We start from the raw sequence: 20,378 nt of genomic DNA, 5'->3' as shown, positions 1-20,378 counted from the left end.
CATGCGCGCAATGCTGCAGGCGGACACTTTTTGTCATGAATACACCCGCCCTGCGTATCACCCTCGTCAGCGAAACCTTCCCACCGGAGATCAACGGTGTCGCCAATACCCTTGGCCGCCTCAGCGAAGGGTTGCGCCAACGCGGGCATGACATCGAGATCGTGCGCCCACGCCAAGCCGGCGAAGCGCCGGTGCACAACGACCCGCAACTGATGCTGTGCCGCGGCTGGGGCTTGCCCGGCTACCCCGGCCTGCAATGGGGCGAAGTGTCCATGCACAAGCTGCTGCGGCGCTGGCGCAGGCAACGCCCGGATGTGCTGTACATCGCTACCGAAGGGCCATTGGGGCTGAGTGCGCTGCGCGCGGCACGGCGCCTGGGGGTGCCGGTAGTCAGCGGTTTCCATACCAACTTCCCGCAGTACTCCGGCCAATATGGCTTGGGTTTGCTGGCACGCCTGCTCACCCACTACCTGCGCTGGTTCCATCGCCGTACGGCCATCACCCTGGTGCCCAGCATCAGCCAGCGCCTGGAGCTTGAACGCCGTGGCTTCGAGCGCCTGGAACTGCTGGCTCGCGGCGTCGATGCCTGCCTGTTCAACCCGGCCCGGCGCAGCCAGGTGCTGCGTGAAAGCTGGGGGCTTGGCCCGGACGATATCGCCGTGCTGCATGTCGGGCGCTTGGCGGCAGAAAAGAACCTGGGGCTGCTGCGCCCGTGCCTGGACGCGCTGAAGCAGACTTATCCACAGAAGCGCCTGCGCCTGATCGTGGTCGGCGACGGCCCACAGCGCGCCGCCCTTGAACAACAGGTGGCTGATGCCGTGTTCTGTGGCGCCCAGCGCGGTGAGGCACTGGCCGAGCACTATGCCAGCGGTGACCTGTTCCTGTTCCCAAGCCTGACCGAAACCTTTGGCAACGTGGTACTCGAAGGCATGGCTTCGGGGCTGGCGGTGGTGGCCTACGATGAGGCGGCGGCCGCGCAACATCTTCGTCATGGGCACAGCGGCGCGCTGGCCATGCCCGGGGACCAGGCGGCCTTTATCGATGCCGCCTGCTGGTTGCTGGAAGAGGAAGAAACCCTGCGCCGAGTACGCCTGAACGCCCGTCAACACGCCAGCCGCCAAGGCTGGCCGGCGATTGTCGAGCAGTTCGAGGCCTATCTGTATGGTGCCTGCAAACAACGCGCAGGCGCGACGCAACAGGCACCGGGCACTGCGCTGGCGATCAAGCCAGGTTCGACAGCCCCGCGCGGCTGAGGAAAAACCTTAGCCCAGTGCCTTCTCGATGGCCTGAACCACGGCAGGGTCATCCGGCGCAGTGCGCGGCGAGAAGCGCGCCAGCACACGCCCGTCCTTGCCTACCAGAAACTTTTCGAAGTTCCAGCTGATGTCACCGGGGAATTCAGCCCCCTCCCCTGCCAGCAGGCGATACAGCGAGTGGCGTTGTGGCCCATTGACCTCCAGCTTGGCGCCCAAGGGGAAGCTGACACCGTAGTTGAGGCTGCAGAATTCCTGGATATCCTTCTCGCTGCCAGGCTCCTGGCCGGCAAACTGGTTGCAGGGCAGCCCCAGCACGCTGAAACCCTTGCCCTTGAACTGCTGTTGCAGCTTTTCCAGCGAAGCGTATTGCGGCGTCAGGCCACACTTGGAGGCAACGTTGACCACCAGCACCACTTGGCCCTTGAACGGTGCGAGGGGCAGTTCCCCGCCGTTCAGTGCCTCCAACTTCAGGTCGTGAAATGCACTCATGATGTAATCCCCTCTCAGGTTCCCGATGGCCGCGTGGGCGAAACCCGCCCAATAAAAAAGCGCTCGTCCAAGCCGTCCACCTCCCATTGGGAAGGCAAATGGCTTGCCCGAGCGCCTGGCGACTCTCTGAGCTTAGCGCAGAAAATCAGTGGTGATGGCCACCTTCACCGTGGATGTGACGGTGAGCGATTTCTTCTTCGCTGGCATCACGCACGTCGACAACCTTGACCTGGAAGGTCAGGCGCTGGCCGGCCAGCGGGTGGTTGCCGTCAACGGTAACGTCGTCGCCGTCGAGGTCGCGAATGGTGACGATCTGCATCTGGCCATCCGGCGCCGAGGCGTGGAACTGCATGCCGACTTCCAGCTCGTCGACGCCTTCGAACAGGCTGCGGTTCAGGGTGCTGACCAGCTCGGCCAGGTATTCACCGTACGCGTCTTCCGGCTCGATGGAAACATTCAGCTCGTCACCGGCCTGTTTGCCTTCCAGGGCTTTTTCCAGGCCCGGGATGATGTTGCCGGCACCGTGCAGGTAAACCAGCGGCGCGCCACCGGCGGAGCTGTCGATGGTCTCCCCGGCGTCGTTGGTCAGGGTATAGTCGATGGAGACAGCCTTGTTGGCGGCGATCAGCATGGGGCAAGACCTTTTGCAAAAGTATGTAGAGCGGACAAGTGTAACCAAGCCATCGCCCGATTGCGAACGCGCCTCGGCCGAGGAACAGCCCATCAGTCGGATCACTGGCTTCCATCAGGACGAAGAAGGCCACTGGGTGGTCGAGTTGTCGTGCGGCCACACCCAGCACCTTCGCCACCAACCCCCTTGGCAGGCGCGCCCGTGGGTGCTCGATGCCGCTCAGCGCCAGCAGCGCATCGGCCAGGCTTTCGCCTGTGGCTGGTGTGCACAGGCGGCCGATAGCGCTACCCTTGGCCGTTGATTCCTTGCACCGCTTTATTTCGAGAAGCACGCATGCAAACATTTTTCATTGCGCCGACCGACTTTGGTGTCGGCCTGACTTCAATCAGCCTGGGCCTGGTTCGCACCCTTGAACGCGCAGGCCTGAAGGTCGGTTTTTTCAAGCCGATCGCCCAGCCTCACCCCGGCGATACCGGCCCCGAGCGCTCCACCGAACTGATCGCACGGACCCACGGCATCAAGCCGCCCAAGCCTTTGAGCCTGGCGCACGTCGAGCGCATGCTCGGCGATGGCCAACTTGACGAACTGCTCGAAGAAATCATCCGCCTGTACCAGCAAGCCTGCGTGGGCAATGACGTGGTAGTGGTCGAGGGCATGGTGCCGACCCGCCACGCCAGCTACGCGGCGCGGGTCAACCTGCACTTGGCCAAGAGCCTGGACGCCGAGGTGATTCTGGTGTCGGCGCCGGAAAACGAGGTCCTCAGCGAGCTGTCCGGCCGGGTCGAGCTGCAGGCCCAGCTGTTCGGCGGCCCACGCGACCCGAAAGTGCTCGGGGTGGTTCTCAACAAGGTGCGCACCGAAGAAAGCATGGCGGACTTCGCCACGCGCCTGCGCGAGCACTCGCCATTGCTGCGCGGCAACGACTTCCGCCTGCTGGGCTGCATCCCTTACCAGCCCGAGCTGAACGCCCCGCGCACCCGCGATGTGGCCGACCTGCTTGGCGCCCAGGTGCTCAACGCCGGGGACTACGAGCAGCGGCGCATGAGCAAGATCATCATCTGCGCACGCACCGTGGCCAACACCGTGCCATTGCTCACCCCTGGCACCCTGGTGGTGACCCCGGGTGACCGTGACGACATCATTCTGGCCGTGAGCCTGGCGGCGATCAATGGCGTGCCCCTGGCCGGCCTGCTGCTGACCAGCGACAGCAAGCCCGATGCGCGCATCCTTGGCTTGTGCCGCGGCGCCCTGCAAGCCGGCCTGCCGATTCTTTCGGTGAGTACCGGTTCGTACGACACGGCCAACCAGCTCAATTCACTGAACCGCGAGATCCCCGTGGATGACCGCGAGCGTGCCGAGTTCATCACCGATTTCGTCGCCAGCCACCTCGACGCTGCCTGGCTGCATCAGCGCTGTGGCACCCCACGTGAGCTGCGTCTGTCGCCTGCGGTGTTCCGCTATCAGTTGATTCAACGCGCACAACAGGCCAACAAGCGCATCGTCCTGCCCGAGGGCGCCGAGCCGCTGTTGGTGCAGGCGGCGGCGATCTGCCAGGCCCGTGGCATCGCGCGTTGCGTACTGCTGGCCAAGCCCGAGGCCGTCGAAGCCGTTGCCCGCGCCCAGGGCATTACCCTGCCGCCAGACCTGGAAATACTCGACCCGGAGCTGATTCGCGGGCGCTATGTCGAACCGATGGTCGAGCTGCGCAAAAGCAAGAACCTTAATGCGCCCATGGCCGAGCAGCAGCTGGAAGACCCGGTGGTGATCGCCACCATGATGCTGGCCCTGGATGAGGTCGACGGCCTGGTCTCGGGCCTGGTGCACTCCACCGCCAACACCATCCGCCCGGCCCTGCAGCTGATCAAGACGGCGCCAGGTGCCAGCCTGGTGTCTTCGGTGTTCTTCATGCTGTTCCCCGAGCAGGTGCTGGTGTACGGCGACTGCGTGATGAACCCGCACCCCAGTGCCGCAGAACTTGCAGAAATTGCCCGGCAGAGCGCCGAATCGGCACAGGCCTTCGGCATCGCGCCGCGGGTGGCGATGATCAGTTATTCAAGTGATTCGGCGAGCGATGAAGAAGTCGAGAAGGTCCGCGAAGCGACACGCCTGGCACAAAGCGCGGAGCATGATCTGCTGATCGATGGGCCGTTGCAGTATGACGCTGCGGCCAACCCGGCCATCGCCCGGGAACTGGCACCAAACAGCCCGGTTGCCGGGCGAGCCACGGTGTTCGTCTTCCCCGACCTCAATACCGGCAACACCACGCACAAAGCGGTGCAGCGCAGTGCCGATGGGGTCAGCCTGGGGCCGATGCTGCAGGGGTTGCGCAAGCCGGTGAACGATTTGCCGCGCGGGGCTCAGGTGGACGATATCGTGCATACCATCGCCCTGACGGCGATTCAGGCCAGCGTCGTGCGCTGAAGCCTTAGGGCTGCTTGGCAGCCCCAAGGCGACCCTTATGACTTACGGATACTGCTGAACCTGCCCTTGCTGGTCATACTGCTGACCTGGGATCGGCTTCAGGTTGACCTCCACGCGACGGTTCTGTGCCCGGCCGTTGGCGTCGGCGTTGCTGGCGATCGGCTGGTCCGGGCCCATGCCACGTACCGAAATGCGCGAAGCATCCACACCCTGCGAAGTCAGGTAGGTGCTGACCGCCTGCGCGCGGCGCTGGGACAGGTCCATGTTGTGCTGACGGCTGCCGGTGCTGTCGGTGAAGCCGACCACCTCGATGGTGTTCTGGTTGAACTGCTTGAACGAGCCGGCCAGGTTGTTCAGCGGCGAGTAGAAGCTTGGCGCGATGTTGGCCGAGTCGGTGGCGAAGGTGATGTTGCCTGGCATGATCAGCTTGATCTGGTCGCCCTGGCGCTGCACCTCGACGCCGGTATTGGCCATTTGTGCGCGCAGTGCGGCTTCCTGCTTGTCGGCGTAGTAGCCGTAACCGGCTGCTGCGGCACCCACTGCGGCGGCGCCGATCAGCGCACCTTTACCCCGGTTGTTGTGGTCGATGGCGGCACCGGCGACAGCGCCGGCCAACGCGCCCAAGCCGCCGTACTTGGCGGTCTTGCTCATCCCCGTGGAGCCCTGCGCCTGACCCTGGTTGTCGTACGGGTTCTGGCTTGCGCAGCCAGTCATCAGGGCTGCAGCGGTTGCGACGATAATCAGACGACGCATGGTGAACATGGACAAGCTCCTACTTAAATTCATAAATGCGGCAGACCGCGAATGGATCTATGCCAGCCTTGGATTGCCAAGCGGCAGAAAAATTCCATGAACACGTTTTCACGCGGGTTCATGCCCGAACGAACGGGTTCTCGCGCATCTCGTCACCCAGGCGGGTATCTGGCCCGTGGCCTGTGACCACGATGGCCGTTTCATCCAGCCGGTACAACCGCTCCTTGATCGAACGAACGATAGCCCGCTGATCACCGCCCCACAAATCGGTGCGGCCAATACCGCGACGGAACAGAGTATCGCCGGCAATCAACAGCTTGGCATCGGCGAACCAGAAGCTCATCGAGCCGGGCGTATGCCCCGGGGTATGCAAGGCTACGCCACAACCACAGGCCAGTTCCTCGTCATCGCTCAGCCAGCGGTCTGGGGCAGGCACCGGGGTGTAAGGCACGCCGAACACCTGGCACTGCATCTCCAGGTTGTCCCACAGCGACTGGTCGTCTTTGTGCAGGTGCAATGTCGCGCCAGTCAGTTCCTTCAACTTGCCCGAGGCGAGGAAGTGATCGAAATGCGCGTGGGTGTGGATGATGCTTACCAAGGTCAGGCCATGGGCTTGCAGGCGGGCGAGGATCTTCTCCGGGTCACCGCCTGGGTCGACGACGATGGCCTTTTTGCTCAGCGGGTCGCCGATCAGGGTGCAATTGCACTGCAGGGGGCCTACGGGGAAGGTTTCGCGGATGAGGGCTGAGGATAGATTTTCCATAGGGACCATTATTCAAAGAGGGTTTGTACGCGAGCCAGTGCATCAAGGATGACCACCTCGGGCACAGCCTCGACACGCTGGGCCTTTCTGGCCTCCAGATCCACTGTGCGTATCTGGTTACAGAGCATGACCCCTTGCGTCTGCGTACCCGCGCCGCTAAGCGTCACTGCGAACCCTGCATGCCTTGCGAAATCCCCACCCTGGGAGATCGGCACGATCACTGCGAGCCCCGCAGCATTGAAGGCCGAGGGTGTAAGCACCAATGCGGGTCGCCCTGCGCCTTGCTGCTCTCGTCCGACAGTGGGATCAAGGTTGATACGAACAATATCGCCTCGGGCGAATTTAACCCGCTTCACACTTCACGCCCCACTGGGCGCATCGCGCTCCAGGCGGCCATGTCCTCTGGCTCCGGTGCCGTCAGATCACACTGAGCCATCAATTCTTCAAGGGTGTATTTAGGTTTGGACCTGACAGGCTTGAGCACCAGCGTTTCACCCGCCGTATCCAAGCTAAGGGTTGAGCCGACACCAAGGTGCAGCTGCTTGAGCACCGCTGCAGGGAGGCGAATGGCCGCGCTATTGCCCCACTGCTGAATCTTGATCTGCATAAGTATCTCCCAAGGTAGATACATACTAGAAATCCTCCATGCGATTGCAAGTGAAATGTAGAAACGTCGTATCTACATTGTCACTCGCCTGGCTGGAAAAAAAGCCCAGCTACCACAAGAATGAAATCCCTTACATCGTCTTGGGAATCGACGCTGGGGCCGCAATAAAAGGCAACACCTGATCACGCGAAATGGCCACGTGAACGATCAAGGCAAAAACAACCTGAACAACCCGCCCCCAAGCGCCCCGCCATTGGAAATCTCGATGCGCCCCTTCACCCCATCGCTCTCATGCAGCGCCGCGATCCGCGCAGCGAAGTACAGGCCCAGGCCAGTACTGCCACTGTGTGAATCGATCCCCTGAATGAACTCTTCCTGGCGTTCGAGCATGCGCTGTGGATAACCCGGGCCGTCATCGTTGACGCAGATCACCAGTTGGTTGGCCTCTTCCTCGATGCTGATCAACAAGGCATGCCCGGCAAAACGGGTGGCGTTGGTGATGACGTTGGCGATCACCGACGCCACCAGTTCGCGGTCGAAGAAGCCCAACGGGTTGTCGGTGTCGATACGCCAGGTGGCGAGGATGTCGTTGTGCTTGAGTACTTCCTGATGGGCAGCCAACTGGGCTTCGATGAAGTCGTCCAGCTCGTGGTAGTCCGGGCAGACCGGCAGCTGGTTGACACCCAGTTTGTACAGCCCCAACAGCTGCACCAGCATACCGTTGAGGTGGCGGAACTCGTGCTCCATCACCCCTTGCTCGGTGCCAGTGCGCAACTCTTCGGGCAAGCGCGCCAGCCACTGGTCATGGGACTGGATCAGCGCTGACAGGGAGTTTTTGAGGTCGTGCACGGTGGAGGCGATCACCGTGGAAAAATCCAGCCCCTGATTGTCTTGATTCATGCGCCGAACACTCGGATGTGCAGTTTGCCATAGCGGTCATAGCGGTTGTCGCTGGCCGGGATGCCGGCAACGCTGGTCAAGGCGTTGCGGCATTCCTGCATGATCGCAGGCTGTGGGTCATCCCCCCCGATGCGCAGCAGCGCCTGGGCGGTGTTGAGGGCGATGCTGATGTTCTTCGGTTGCAAGGCCAAGGCCTTGCGGAACAACTGCAGCGCTTCGTCGAGCTGACCTCCCTGGTAACTACGCACTCCCTGGCGGTTGAGGGTTACGGCTTCGGTGATCGCATTGAGTACGGCCGGATCATCCGTCAGCTTGGCTACCTTCTGCATGACCTTGGGGTCATCGCCATAGCTTTCCACACAGCTTTTGAGCACCCCAATCGCGGCCGCTTCCTGCCCTGACGCCTGCAGTTGGGCAGCCACTGTCAGCGCAGCATCGACCGAGAAGAACTGTTCCATCTTGTCCAGACGCTGCATGGCCTGCTCGGTGAGCTTGGCGGCCGTCTCGGCGTCACCGGCCTGCTGCAGGCTCGCGGCTTTCATCATCCGGGCGCGCACCTGCAAGCCTTGATCCTCGGGGTTTTCCTTGGCCACTTCACTGAGCACGGTGTTGATCTCGACGCGGGTCCGGGCGTCCAGGCCAAAGCCTGCGTTCTTGCTCATCAAGGCCTGCACCAGGCCAAGGTTGTTCTCGGCATCCTTGTAGCGCGAACTCTGCCCCTGGTTCACTGCATGGCGGAACGCTTTCGAGGAGGTTTCAAAGTCCTCGTTGCCCAGCGCCAGCTTGCCCAGCGTGGCCTGCCGGCGTACCGACAGCGGCGACAGGCGCACTGCTTCTTCCAGCATGTTCTGCGCGCGCTTGTTCTCGCCCTGCGCCACCAGCACTTCGGCCATGCCGTCGTACAGGCCCGGCATGATCGGGAAGGCCTTCAGTGCCTGCTCGTACACGCCCTGAGCCTGGGCATTCTGGCCACGCTTGTGCATCAGGCTGCCCAGCGCCGAGTACACCCACGGCTGCGGGCGGCTGGCGAGAATAGCCTTGAGGAACTTTTCCAGCTCGTCGAAGCGATTGAGGTTGCGCAGGGCATCGGCCCGGTAGCGCAGGCACAGAGGGGCGAAGCGCGGGTCCTTCTTGCACAGCTCGGCGCAGGCCGCCAGGACTTCGGCCGGGCGACCGCGGTCCAGGGCCTGGAGGATCGGCTTGAGCAAGGTCTTGCGCTGGAACAGCTTCTCGACGCGCTGGGCCAGGCCTACCCGGTTGAACGGCTTGGTCAGGTAGGCATCGGGCTCATGCTCGATGGCACTGAGGACGATGGCCTGGCTGCTCTCGGCCGTCACCATGATGAACACGCACTCATGGCTGATGTGCTTGTCGAGGATCAGGTCTTCGAGCACCTGCTGGCCGTTCTTCTTGCCGTCGCCCAGGTGGAAGTCCTGCAGGATGAAGTCATAACGTTTCTGCGCGCACATGCGCAGGGCCTGCTCGCCGCTGTCGGCAGTGTCCACGTCGCGCACACCCAGCTCGCGCAACATGGAACGTGTCGACGTACGAAAGTCGGTGAAGTCGTCGACGATCAGAAAGCTCTTTTGCCCGTACTGCAGCATCAACACGACCTGTATTGGGATGATTGAAAAATCGCGCAAGGCGATGCATACCACCGAATGCTGTATCGGCAGCCGGTCGGGAAAGATGAGGGTTGAGCATGCAGCGCGCTAAACAATTGCGCGCAGTGGCCTCAAGCCATTACTTTAGCGAGCAAACCCCGCGAGGGCTACCTCAGGCCAGCAAGCCCAGCGATTTGGCCTTGGCCACCGCTTGCGTCCGGCGCTCGACGCCCAGCTTGCTGTTGATGTGGCTGGCATGGGTCTTGACGGTATGCAGCGAGATAAACAGCCGCTCGCTGATCTGCTGGTTGGAACACCCCTGCGCGATCAGCTCAAGCACAGCCCGCTCCCGACCACTCAACGCCTCGCCGCTGCCGCTGCTGACCACAGGTAATGGCGGCAGGCGCTTGAGCAGTTCGGCCTGCACCGCGCAACCGGGGTGCGCTGCAAGCTGCTCGTGCAGCCACTGTGGGTGTTTTTCGAGCAACGTTTGGAAGGGGTGCAGCACGCCGCCCTGCGCGGCTTCGAGCGCCTTGGGCAGCAGCCCGGCAGCTTGCGCGTCACGGCCCTCCCCTAGCAGCAGGGCAACCCACTGGCACAGTGCACTGACGGCCAGCAGCATGCCGCCACTGGCCAAACCCCGTTCGACCAGCCCAGACAGGCGCTGAATAGATTCAGCTGTGCGCAGCTGGATACGCGCCAGCAACGCCTGCTGCAGTTCGATATGCAGTGGCAGCAACGGGTGAAACTCCGGGGCCGCTGCGGGCTGCTCGCCGCCGTATGTCTGCCCCAGCCGCAGCAACCACGACTCGGCAAGGTCGGTACGCCCTTGCGCCAGCCACAGCTCGCACTTGACCAGGGTAATCATGGCCAGGTAGTAGATCGGCGGAACATCCCAGATGTGCATCAGCCGCTCCGCCTCGGCCAGCTCGGCGAACGCTTCGGCGAAGTGGCCCTCACGGCCATCGAGCGTCGCAATCACACAGTGGCCGATCAGCACGCTGATGTCCCGGCAGGCCCGCGCTTCACCCAGCCCCGCACGCAGGCGCGCACGGCCTTGGGCGGCTTGCAGGCGCGAAACCAGCAGGTAGCCCTCGTACAGGGTCAGCCGCGCCCGCACCGCATACAGGCGCTGCCCCGACAGCCCCTGCAGGCGCTGCAAGCCTTGGCGCACTTCGTCCAGGGCCCGCAACACTTCACCACGGGCATGCAGCACCCGCGCCCGATCATAGTGCGCCAGGGCCTCGAACAGCGGGTTGCCGACACGCTGGGCCAGCTCCAGAGCTTCGCGGTTCCAGCCCCGCGCATGCCAGAAGTCGGCATCGGCAATGGCCAGGTTGGACAGTGTCGACAGGCACACCAGGCGCTGGCCATAACGCTTGCACGGCAGGCTTTGCAGCGCTTCACCGCAATAAGCCAAGGTGCGCTCGCGATCACCCCGACCGCGCGCGATGACGCCGCTCAGCGCCAGCCACTGGGCCAGCATCGACTTCTGCGCGGTCGCCGACGGCGCAGGCAGAAAACGGCTGAGGTAACCGGCCAGTTCTTCGGCCGCATCCAGCTGGCAAGCCAACCCCAACGCCCAGCTATACAGCACGATCAGCCGCGGCGTGCTGATCAGCAAGCTTTCTGGGAGGTCCATCTTCCAGCGCAGCAGCATGCCGACGTTCTGCTCGGCCAGCAGCTGCTCCTCGGAAAGGCTCTGCACCAGGTCGGCAGCCACATCGAGGTGGCCGGCACGCAGCGCCTGTTCAACCGCCTCGTCCAGCAAGCCTTGCCCCTCGAACCAGCGGCAGGCACGCAAGTGCAGGCCCGCCAGCGGTTCGCTGGCCTGGCGGCTACGCAGCAGGTCAGAGAACAGGTGGTGGTAACGAAACCAGTGACCGTGCTCGTCCAGCGGTACCAGAAACACCTGGTGAGCCTGCAGGAAGCGCAGGATCGCGGTACTGTCCTCGCGGCCACGCAGGGCATCGCAGAGCGGCGCACAGAAGCGCTCCTGGCACGCCGTTTCGTAGAGAAAGGCCTGTACGTCCGCCGGCAGGATCTCGATGACTTCTTCCAGCAAGTAATCGCGTATCAGCCCTTCGCCGCCATGCAAGGCGTGGGGCAAGGCATGCTCATCGCCTGATTCGCTGGCCGCAAGCTGCCAGAAGCGTAGCCCGGCCACCCAGCCGTCACTGCGCTGGATCAGGTTGTCCAGTGCCTGGCCACGCAGGCCGGTGGGTTGGCGGCCGATTACCGCCAACGACTCGTCAGGCGTCAGGCGCAGCTCCTGCTCGTTGAGTTCGACCAGTTGCCGGGACAGACGCAAGCGCGCCAGGTGCCAATCCGGGCGCTGGCGGCTGGTGATCAACAGCACTAGGCCATTGGGCAAGTGATTGAGGAAAAACTGCAGGCAACTGTCGAGTACCGGCCCTTGCGCCAGGTGATAGTCATCCAGCACCAGCAGCAGGGGCGTATCGGCCTGCAGGTACTGCGCCAGCTCGTCGAGCAGGCCGTCGATCCACTCCTCGAAGGCGAATGGCTGGTGACGCTGGCGCATTTTCAGCAAGCCCATGGCCTGGCCACCCAAGGCGGGGCAGTACTGCTGCAGGCCTTCGAGCAGCCGCTCGAGAAAACGCCCGGGGTCGGCATCGCGCTGGCTCAGGCCAAGCCAGAGGCTTCGCCAGTGCTCGGGCAGTGCTTCGCAGAACTCGATGGCCAACGAGCTTTTACCAAAGCCCGCCGGCGCGTTGACCAGCAGCAACCGCCCATTCAGGCCTGCTTGCAGGCGCTGGCACAGACGTGCACGCGGCACATGGCCGTCCGGCAGCGGTGGCCGGAAGAAACGCCCGCCCAGCAGGCCGAGGGCCTGGCTGGCGAATCCATGCGTACGGGACAGATCTGTCATGGCCGGCTCATTCTGATGGGAAGACAACGGCGATACGGATGCTTGCGAGACTAGCGGGTAACGCAGCGCATTTGAAGATGATGGGCGCAATTGCGCTGTAAAAGACTACGACAAAAAGCAACAACCCTGATGGACGAGCACTAGGCCGGGGCTTTGGCGGAATATTCACCGGCCTTATCGCGGCCCTGCAGGTGGCCGCGAATTGCGCAGTGGCTGAACAGAAACGCCCCGGCAAGCCGGGGCGTTCTGGGGATCACACGGAGTTGCAGGTTATCAGCTCAACGAATACCCGACTGACGCAGGGCCGCTGGCTGGAAGTCGGCTTTGCTGGCACTGAAGCCAAAGTCGTAAGCGCGCTTCTCTTCGTTCTTCATGCCCAGCGCCAGGTAACGCCCCGACTGCAGGTCGTAGATGGTTTCCAGGGTGTACCAAGGCACCTCTTTGTTGTAATACGGCTGGGAATGGGCTTCGGAAACGCGCCACAGCTGGCCACGACCGTCGTACTGGTCGATCACTGCAGCCTGCCAGGTGTCTTCATCGATGTAGAAGTCACGCTTGGCGTAGATGTGCCGCTGGCCCGGTTTGAGGGTTGCGACCACGTGCCAGACGCGGCGCAGCTCGTAACGGGACAGGTCCTGGTTGATGTGCCCGGCCTTGATGATGTCGGTGTACTTCAGCTTGGGGTCATCCAGCTTGAAAGCGTTGGAGGCGATGTACAGCTCCTTCTTGCCTTCCAGCTTCCAGTCGTAGCGGTCTGGCGCCCCGTTGAACATATCCAGGTTGTCCGAGGTACGCAGGCCGTCGGCAGCGGTACCCGGGCCGTCGTACGACACTTGCGGTGCCTGGCGTACGCGACGCTGGCCGGCGTTGTAGATCCACGCCTTGCGCGGCTCCTTCACCTGGTCGAGGGTTTCGTGCACCAGCAGCACCGTCCCGGCCAGACGAGCGGGCGCGGTCACTTCCTGCTTGAAGTAGAAGAGGATATTGCCCGGGTTGCTCGGGTCGTAATCCTTCATCTTGTCGCGGAAGACGAACTGGTCGGAGAAGTACACCGGGTTGAAAGAGCCGTTCTGCTGTGGCGTTGCCTGGGTTACCAGGCGGCTGACACTGCCCCCCCGGTAGCGGGTAATGTGGTTCCAGATCACTTCCAGGCCGCTTTTCGGGATCGGGAACGGCACCGCCGTGTCGAAGTTGTTCAAGCCGTTGCCGCCTTCCACCAGCGTGGTCTGGGTGGCGTTTTTCTTGATGGCGGCGAACACGTCGGCAGGTACCGTGGAGCCACGATGGGTCTTGAATACCGGGATCCTGAAGCTGTCCGGGTAGCGTTTGAACATGGCCAGCTGGCCCGGCGAAAGCTTGTCCTTGTACTGATCGGCGTTCTGCGCAGTGATGGTGAACAGCGGCTTGTCACTGCCATACGGGTCGGCCAGGAAGCCCTTGCCGTCGACGCTACCCGCCGTCTTCGACAGCGGCTCCCACGGGCCGATCGAGCCATCGGCGTTGCCGGCCTTTTCGGCGCCCATCGGCGTCAGGGTACTGCCCAACTTGGCCGCCTCGTCGGCGGATACCGCAGCCATGACGCTGGTCGCCAGCAGGGACAGGCCCAGTACACCGGCTTGCAGCACACTTCTGGTCTTGTTCATGTCGTGTCGTCCTGAATCAGTATTCTTAGAAGTTCACGCCGAAGCTGAGGGCGACGAAGTCGCGGTCATCCACGGTGCTGTACTTGCCATCGAAGAAGTTGGTGTACGACAGGCTCGCCGTATAGGTGTTCTGGTACTCGGCGTCCAGGCCCAGGCTGACGGCCTTGCGGCCTTCCTCGAAGTTGGCACCCGGGCCAGGCGAGTAGCCGGAAACGTCATGCGACCAGGCCACGCTGGGCTTGAGGTTGACCCCGGCGAAGACGTCGTTGTAGTCCCAGATGACCCGGGCGCGGTAACCCCAGGAGGTGCTGGTGGTGTAGCCGTCGTTCTCGCATTTGCGATTCAGGTTGGTGGTGGATGCCCCAGCACCCGCGCCAGCGATGGTGCTGCCATTGAGTGCCTGGCAGGTGTCCGCACCGCCGGTGGCAGGCAGCGGGCCAGGCCCGAATACCGGGTCGCGGCCGTAGCGGGTCTCGCGTGCGTTTTCCAGGCCGCCGACATGGGTGACACCCACTTCGCCCACCACGGTCATGCGGCTGGCGCCCATTACCTGGTCGAAGAAGTGCGTCAGGGTGGTCTGGAACTGGGTGATTTCCTTGCGACGGTAGCCGTGCAGGTCCTGCCCTGGGGTACCGGAGAGCAGCGACGCGTTGCTCAGGGCGCCACCAATCGGGCGAACACCGGAGAACAGGATGTCGGTGGTGTTCAGCTGTACCGGGGCGTTGGGGCGGTAGCTGACTTCACCACTCCAGGCGGTCCCTGTGGGCAGTGTGGTGGAGAAGCTCAGGCCGTACAGGCGGATGTCCTCAGGGTACTCGACGAAGTACTCGGAGTTACCGGCCACGATCAGCGGTGCCAGCGCCCGCAACTGTGCAGGCAGCGCGCTCAGGCCGGCGAACACCGACGGTGGGGCGCCAGTGGCGCTGAAGATCGGCGCGCGGCTGTGGTAGTTCATGAAGTAGGCACCGAACTCGGTGTCCAGCGGGTCGAACATGTAGCGCAGAGCCACGCCGAACTGGCCGCTGTCACGGGCATCACGGTCGGCGCCGCGGCGCACCATCACCCCTTCCTCGTTGATGTTCACGCCCTGGGTGGCGAGGAACTGCTGGGCCGCGCCCGGCACCGTGCGGCTGCTGTTGAGCACGCGCAGGTTGTCGGTACAGCCGTCGGCGATGATGTCTGGCTGGGAGAAGAACGTGCCGCAGTTGTCGACGACGGTCTGGTCCCATTCGATCTGATAGAAGGCCTCGGCCGACAGGTTATCGGTCAAGCTCTGGGAGATGTAGAACATGTTGACCGGGATCAGGCCTTCCTTGATCTCGGCTCCCGGGCGGCGGAACGCGGACACGTCGATCGGGTTGATCGAGTTGATGCCGCCGCCGATGAAGGTACTCTCACCCCAGCTGACAACCTGCTTGCCCAGGCGGACCGAGCCTGGCATGTCGCCAATCGAATAGTTGTGATAGACGAACGCATCGAGCAGTTCGGCACCGGAAGACTTGGCGCCTTCCTTGCGGTTGGAGTCGCTGATGTCCTTGAACTCGCGGCCTTCGTCCTTCAGCTCGAAGTCGTACCAGTACTTGCCGCGCACGAACACGCCGGTGTCGCCATACTTGAGTTCGAGGTCATGGATGCCCTTGAAGATCTTGGAGAACGTTTCGCCCTTCTTGAAGTTCAGGTGGCCATCGTCGGAGGTCTGCGACAGGCCTTTGCCGCCGTTGTTCACCCCGATCAGGTTCTTGTTGGGGTTGGCCGTCGACCAACTGGCGCCGATGGAGAGCGACGAGTCGAACTGGCCTTCGATTTCACCAATGTTGAAACTGACAGCGAAAGCAGGACTTGCGAGCGTGGAAGCAAGGCTGACGGCCAGGGGCAACTTGGCCCGGCGCCAGAACAGGTTTGCAGATTTCATCGACGCTACTCCATGTACTTTTTTGTTATGGCAGTGAGTCCTTTCAGAAACGGCCCGTGGGACCGGTATGCAGGCTTGCGCCTGCGGCAACACGGCTTGCGCGTGTCGCCCTCCCCCATTCCTGAAAATCCCCTGGCCTCGACTATAGCCAGCAAGGCACAGGCGCTTGATCCCTCTAAAGTGTGATTTGCGCTCCGTGCCGCCAACTCGCACCGACGTTTTTCTTCGTGACGCGCTGGCAGTGCTGAAGCATGGCGCATTTTGGCTGTTTGGCAAGGCGCCGGGCTCTCTAGCATGCGGGTCGTGTTCTGACGTACACGACCCACACGGTGCTCACAGAGTCGACAGGAACGCGCTGTTACTGGCCTGCCACTGGACGATGTCCTGGCGGATGCGTTTCTTGTCGAGTTTGCCGACACTGGTCTTGGGAATTTCAGTAACAACGGCGATCTGGCTTGGAATTGCCCACTTGTTGATGTGCCCCTCTTCGACAAAAGGCTTGAGGTGGTCCTTGAGCGACTTGGCGTCAATGGCCTGCCCGTCGCGCACCACCAGCAGGGCAAAGGGTCGCTCGCCCCACTGCGGGTCGGCGACACCCACCACCGCCACTTCGCGCACCGCCGGGTGACGGCTGATCAGGTCTTCGAGGTCAAGCGAAGATACCCACTCGCCGCCGGTCTTGATCACATCCTTGATGCGATCGCGGATATCGATGTAACCCATGCCATCGAGGGTCGCGACGTCACCGGTGTGCAGCCAGCCGCCCTGCCACAGCTCTTGGCTCTTTTCCGGCTCCTTGAAGTAGCCCATGGTCAGCCACGGGGCTCGCAGCACCAGTTCGCCCTGGGTCTCGCCATCGGCCGGGAGGAAATTGCCCTCGCCGTCGACGATCGCCGCTTCCACCAGGGGCACCGGCACGCCGGCCTTGATCCGGTAGGTGATGCGCTCATCCTCGCTGCCGGCCTGCAGTTCGTCGTTCAGGTGCGCGGCAGAAATCAACGGGCAGGTCTCGGACATGCCGTACGCCGCCGTCAGCTGGATACCGCGCGCCAGTGCAGCCTGGTACAACGACCGGTTAAGCGAACTGCCGCCGATGATGATCTTCCAGCCACCGAAGTCCTCGCCCTGGGCGCTGGGGCAATTGAGCAGCATCTGCAGGATGGTCGGCACGCAATGGGAGAAGGTGACTTTCTCTTCACGCCACAGCTTGACCAGCATGTCCGGCTCGTAGCGCCCCGGGTACACCTGCTTCATGCCAAGCATGGTGGCGGCGTAAGGGATGCCCCAGGCATGCACGTGGAACATCGGGGTGATGGGCATGTACACATCGTTGCTGCCCAGCAGGCGCACGCTGTCGATGCTGCCGGTCACCGAGGCTTCGGCCAGGGTGTGCAGCACCAGTTGCCGATGGGTGAAGTACACCCCCTTGGGGTTGCCGGTGGTACCTGTGGTGTAGAAGGTGGTGGCCACCGAGTTCTCGTCGAAATCCGGGAAGTCGTAGCGTGGGCTGGCGGCGGCGAGCAACTGTTCGTACTCGCCGACCAGGTTGGGCAGCTCGGCGGTCTTGTCCGGGCCATCGGTCAGCAGCACGGTCTTGTCGACCGTCGTCAACTGACCGGCGATGGCCTGGTAGAGCCCGACGAAGTCACTGTTGACCAGCACCACCCGGTCTTCGGCGTGGTTCATGGTGTAGAGGATCTGTTCCGGTGACAGGCGCACGTTGATGGTGTGCACCACCGCGCCGATCATTGGGATCGCGAACATGCATTCCAGGTAGCGATGGCTGTCCCAGTCCATCACCGCCACCGTGTCACCGGCCTTGACCCCGGCTTCGGTCAGGACATTGGCCAGGCGAGCGATACGCTCGTTGAGCTGTGGATAAGTCAGGCGCAACTGATCGCGATAAACGATCTCGCGGGTTTTCTCGTAACGGCTGCCGGACATCAGCAGGCGTTTGATCAGCAGCGGGTAGGCGTAGGCGCCTTCGGCGGGTTTGATGATGCGGGTCTGCAACATGGGTATCCCTTTTCTGAAAAGCGGGCCGGACAAGTCTGGATCTACTGTAGTAGCTCAATGTGACGGTCAAATCAGCCGAAGGAATGATTTGGGCCGTTGAGGTATGAGTGGCAGGCGTTGACGCGCGGTAACCGCGGGCTAGACACTGCGGCTAACCCTTTCGGGCTTTGCACCGAAACCCATGCCCCATTTCCCGCCCCGCCACCGGAGAACCCCATGCCCAGCCCGCGTCGCGCCGTGTTCCTCGATCACCAGTCCCTGGACCTGGGTGACCTCGACCTGTCGCCCTTGCAATCGCAGTTCGAGGCGTTCGAGCTGTTTGCCGCCACCCGCCCGGAGCAGGTCGCCGAACGCCTGCAGGGCGCCGTCGCGGTGATCAGCAACAAGGTCATGCTCGATGCCGCAGCCCTAGCGGCCAACCCGCAGCTCAAGCTGATCCTGGTGGCCGCCACCGGCACCAACAATGTCGACCTGGCAGCGGCCCGCGCCCAAGGCATCACGGTGTGCAACTGCCAGGGTTATGGCACGCCGTCGGTGGCCCAGCACACCCTCGCCCTGCTGCTGGCCCTGGCCACGCGCCTGTGCGACTACAACCAGGCGGTGGCTGACGGCCAATGGGCCAAGGCCAGCCAGTTCTGCCTGCTGGACTTCCCCATCGTCGAGCTGGAGGGCAAGACCCTTGGCCTGCTCGGCCATGGCGAGCTGGGCGGCGCGGTGGCACGCCTGGCGGAAGCCTTTGGCATGCGCGTGTTGAGCGGGCAGATCCCCGGCCGCCCGGAGCGCGCCGACCGCATGCCGCTGCAAGACCTGCTGCCGCAAGTCGACGCGCTGACCCTGCACTGCCCACTGAACGAGCATACCCGGCACATGATCGGGGCCGACGAGCTGGCCCTGCTCAAGCCCGGTGCCCTGGTGGTCAACACCGCCCGGGGCGGACTGATCGACGAGCAGGCACTGGCCGACGCCCTGCGCCAGGGCCACCTCGGTGGCGCCGCCACCGACGTGCTCAGCGTCGAGCCGCCGGTCAATGGCAACCCGCTGCTGGCAGGCGATATCCCCCGGCTGATCATCACCCCGCACAGTGCCTGGGGTGCAGTGGAGTCGCGCCAGCGCATCGTCGGCCAGCTCAGCGAGAATGCCCAGGCCTACTTCGCCGGTCAGCCACGCCGCGTGGTCAGCTGAGCGCAGCGTTAGCCTCTGCTACACTGCGCGACTTTTTTCCAGGAGGCGTCGTCCATGGACCCGCGCAGTGAAGTGTTGCTCCGCCAGGCGGACCTGTTCCAGGGCCCGCTGCTGATCGCCGGTGCGCCCGCCGACGATCTGCTCGGCCACCTGCCCATGGCCCATGGCTGGACCTGGCATGCCGGCGACCAGGCCATGCTCGAAGGGCGCTTTGCCGGGCGCAGCCACTACGGTGTCGAACCGCCCCCGGTGGCCTTCGACAGCGCCGTGCTGTTTCTGCCCAAGTCCCGTGAGCTGGCCGCCTACCTGCTCAACGCCCTGGCGTCGCGCCTGGCCGGGCGCGAGTTGTACCTGGTCGGGGAGAAACGCGGCGGTATCGAAGGCGCGGCGAAGCAGTTGCAGGCCTTTGGCAAACCGCGCAAGCTCGACAGCGCCCGGCATTGCCAGTTGTGGCAAGTGACCGTCAACCAGGCGCCAGCGGCCACGCCGCTGCAAAGCCTGGCCGAGCGCTTCGAGCTCGACCTCGAAGACGGCCCACTGCAGGTGGTCAGCCTGCCGGGCGTGTTCAGCCATGGCCGCCTCGATCGCGGTACCGCACTGCTGCTCAAGCACCTCGATGGCCTACCGTGCGGGCATGTACTGGACTTCGGTTGCGGTGCCGGCGTGCTGGGTGCCACGGTGAAACGCCGCTATCCGCAAAGCCGGCTGACCTTGCTGGACGTCGACGCCTTCGCCGTGGCTGCCAGTCGCCTGACGTTGGCCGCCAACGGCCTGGAAGGTGAAGTGATCAGCGGCGATGGCATCGACGCGGCCCCCACCGACTTGAGCCTGATCCTGAGCAACCCGCCGTTTCATACCGGGGTCCACACCAACTACCAGGCGTCGGAGAACTTGCTGAAAAAATCCAGCGTTCATCTGCGAAAAGGTGGCGAAATGCGCCTGGTGGCGAACAGCTTCCTGCGCTACCAGCCGCTGATCGAAGGGGCGCTGGGCAACTGCCAGGTACGCGCCGAGGCCGACGGTTTTCGTATCTACCAGGCAACACGCGGTTAAAAACAGCGCTTGCCGAAACCGATTCGGCTAGGCAGAATCCGCACCGTCCTAGGGGAGTAGTCTCCCGCGAGCACCCAGCTCGCCCGGCACGCGTCAACATACTTGGCCCACAGGCCATGGCGCGTGCGACCCGCTATGCAGCGCCTGCATAGAGAGATCCGCACAGACGGATCCGCGGTTTGACAAGACCTATGACACGCACACCTTACCCGGGGCGGGAAGGCTGTACGTGTCATAGCCGTGTCGACCCGCCCCCGT

General features: G+C 63.3%; 17 protein-coding genes and 1 riboswitch. Of the genes, 5 read left to right on the top strand and 12 right to left on the bottom strand.

The features are described from left to right. Nucleotides 1-35: 35 nt before the first annotated feature. Complete coding sequence (locus tag LJX93_RS03940) at nt 36-1,253, top strand: glycosyltransferase family 4 protein (RefSeq protein WP_047582736.1); 1,218 nt, start codon at nt 36-38, stop codon at nt 1,251-1,253. Between the two features lie 9 nt (nt 1,254-1,262). Here the strand turns inward: LJX93_RS03940 and LJX93_RS03935 are convergent, their stop codons facing one another. Next, nucleotides 1,263-1,745, bottom strand: a complete 483-nt coding sequence (locus LJX93_RS03935) for a glutathione peroxidase (protein WP_033701272.1) — start codon at nt 1,743-1,745, stop codon at nt 1,263-1,265. Between the two features lie 145 nt (nt 1,746-1,890). Next, nucleotides 1,891-2,376 (bottom strand): FKBP-type peptidyl-prolyl cis-trans isomerase, encoded by a 486-nt coding sequence (locus tag LJX93_RS03930; RefSeq protein ID WP_016501463.1) that lies wholly within the window; start codon nt 2,374-2,376, stop codon nt 1,891-1,893. On the opposite strand from LJX93_RS03930, the gene LJX93_RS03925 reads away from it, so the two are divergent. Further along, complete coding sequence (locus LJX93_RS03925) at nt 2,375-2,677, top strand: DUF3565 domain-containing protein (RefSeq protein ID WP_095064021.1); 303 nt, start codon at nt 2,375-2,377, stop codon at nt 2,675-2,677. The genes LJX93_RS03930 and LJX93_RS03925 overlap by 2 nt on opposite strands. A gap of 32 nt (nt 2,678-2,709) precedes the next feature. Next, nucleotides 2,710-4,797 (top strand): phosphate acetyltransferase, encoded by a 2,088-nt coding sequence (gene pta / locus LJX93_RS03920; RefSeq protein WP_033701274.1) that lies wholly within the window; start codon nt 2,710-2,712, stop codon nt 4,795-4,797. 42 nt (nt 4,798-4,839) lie between these two features. Here the strand turns inward: pta and LJX93_RS03915 are convergent, their stop codons facing one another. From LJX93_RS03915 to LJX93_RS03870, 10 genes are all read right to left on the bottom strand, one after another. Beyond that, a complete protein-coding gene (locus LJX93_RS03915) occupies nt 4,840-5,559 on the bottom strand; it encodes an OmpA family protein (protein ID WP_047582740.1) in 720 nt (239 codons plus the stop codon). Nucleotides 5,560-5,668: 109 nt separating this feature from the next. Continuing rightward, nucleotides 5,669-6,313, bottom strand: coding sequence for an MBL fold metallo-hydrolase (locus LJX93_RS03910; RefSeq protein ID WP_033701276.1), 645 nt, complete (start codon nt 6,311-6,313; stop codon nt 5,669-5,671). 8 nt (nt 6,314-6,321) lie between these two features. Next, nucleotides 6,322-6,669: a type II toxin-antitoxin system ChpB family toxin gene (locus tag LJX93_RS03905; protein WP_033701277.1), complete on the bottom strand. Its 348-nt coding sequence runs from the start codon at nt 6,667-6,669 to the stop codon at nt 6,322-6,324. Continuing rightward, on the bottom strand, nt 6,666-6,944 hold the full coding sequence (locus tag LJX93_RS03900; protein ID WP_081874754.1) for an AbrB/MazE/SpoVT family DNA-binding domain-containing protein: 279 nt from the start codon (nt 6,942-6,944) through the stop codon (nt 6,666-6,668). The genes LJX93_RS03905 and LJX93_RS03900 overlap by 4 nt, the downstream gene beginning before the upstream one ends. A 183-nt stretch (nt 6,945-7,127) precedes the next feature. Next, on the bottom strand, nt 7,128-7,820 hold the full coding sequence (locus LJX93_RS03895) for a sensor histidine kinase (RefSeq protein ID WP_033701279.1): 693 nt from the start codon (nt 7,818-7,820) through the stop codon (nt 7,128-7,130). Then, entirely contained in the window at nt 7,817-9,424 is a 1,608-nt protein-coding gene (locus tag LJX93_RS03890; RefSeq protein WP_033701281.1) for a tetratricopeptide repeat-containing response regulator, read from the bottom strand. Before LJX93_RS03890 ends, LJX93_RS03895 begins: the two co-directional genes overlap by 4 nt. Nucleotides 9,425-9,596: 172 nt before the next feature. Continuing rightward, on the bottom strand, nt 9,597-12,314 hold the full coding sequence (locus LJX93_RS03885) for a LuxR C-terminal-related transcriptional regulator (RefSeq protein ID WP_227696765.1): 2,718 nt from the start codon (nt 12,312-12,314) through the stop codon (nt 9,597-9,599). A gap of 278 nt (nt 12,315-12,592) precedes the next feature. Next, nucleotides 12,593-13,957, bottom strand: a complete 1,365-nt coding sequence (locus tag LJX93_RS03880; RefSeq protein WP_227696764.1) for a DUF1329 domain-containing protein — start codon at nt 13,955-13,957, stop codon at nt 12,593-12,595. A gap of 25 nt (nt 13,958-13,982) precedes the next feature. Further along, complete coding sequence (locus LJX93_RS03875) at nt 13,983-15,869, bottom strand: DUF1302 domain-containing protein (protein WP_033701285.1); 1,887 nt, start codon at nt 15,867-15,869, stop codon at nt 13,983-13,985. 333 nt (nt 15,870-16,202) lie between these two features. Then, nucleotides 16,203-17,885 carry a fatty acid--CoA ligase gene (locus LJX93_RS03870; RefSeq protein WP_047582748.1) on the bottom strand — a complete coding sequence of 561 codons (1,683 nt, stop codon included), beginning with the start codon at nt 17,883-17,885 and terminating at the stop codon, nt 16,203-16,205. 216 nt (nt 17,886-18,101) lie between these two features. Here LJX93_RS03870 and LJX93_RS03865 point away from each other — a divergent pair, with 216 nt between their 5' ends. Both LJX93_RS03865 and LJX93_RS03860 read left to right on the top strand, forming a co-directional pair. Further along, complete coding sequence (locus LJX93_RS03865) at nt 18,102-19,067, top strand: 2-hydroxyacid dehydrogenase (protein WP_095064020.1); 966 nt, start codon at nt 18,102-18,104, stop codon at nt 19,065-19,067. Nucleotides 19,068-19,121: 54 nt separating this feature from the next. Continuing rightward, nucleotides 19,122-20,120 (top strand): class I SAM-dependent methyltransferase, encoded by a 999-nt coding sequence (locus LJX93_RS03860; RefSeq protein WP_186662876.1) that lies wholly within the window; start codon nt 19,122-19,124, stop codon nt 20,118-20,120. Between the two features lie 39 nt (nt 20,121-20,159). Continuing rightward, nucleotides 20,160-20,301: riboswitch (yybP-ykoY riboswitch) on the top strand. Nucleotides 20,302-20,378 lie beyond the last annotated feature (77 nt).

Source organism: Pseudomonas sp. HN2-3, from assembly GCF_020691745.1.
In the GTDB taxonomy this organism is placed as follows: domain Bacteria; phylum Pseudomonadota; class Gammaproteobacteria; order Pseudomonadales; family Pseudomonadaceae; genus Aquipseudomonas; species Aquipseudomonas capeferrum.
This window is presented reverse-complemented; position numbering and strand designations above follow the sequence as displayed.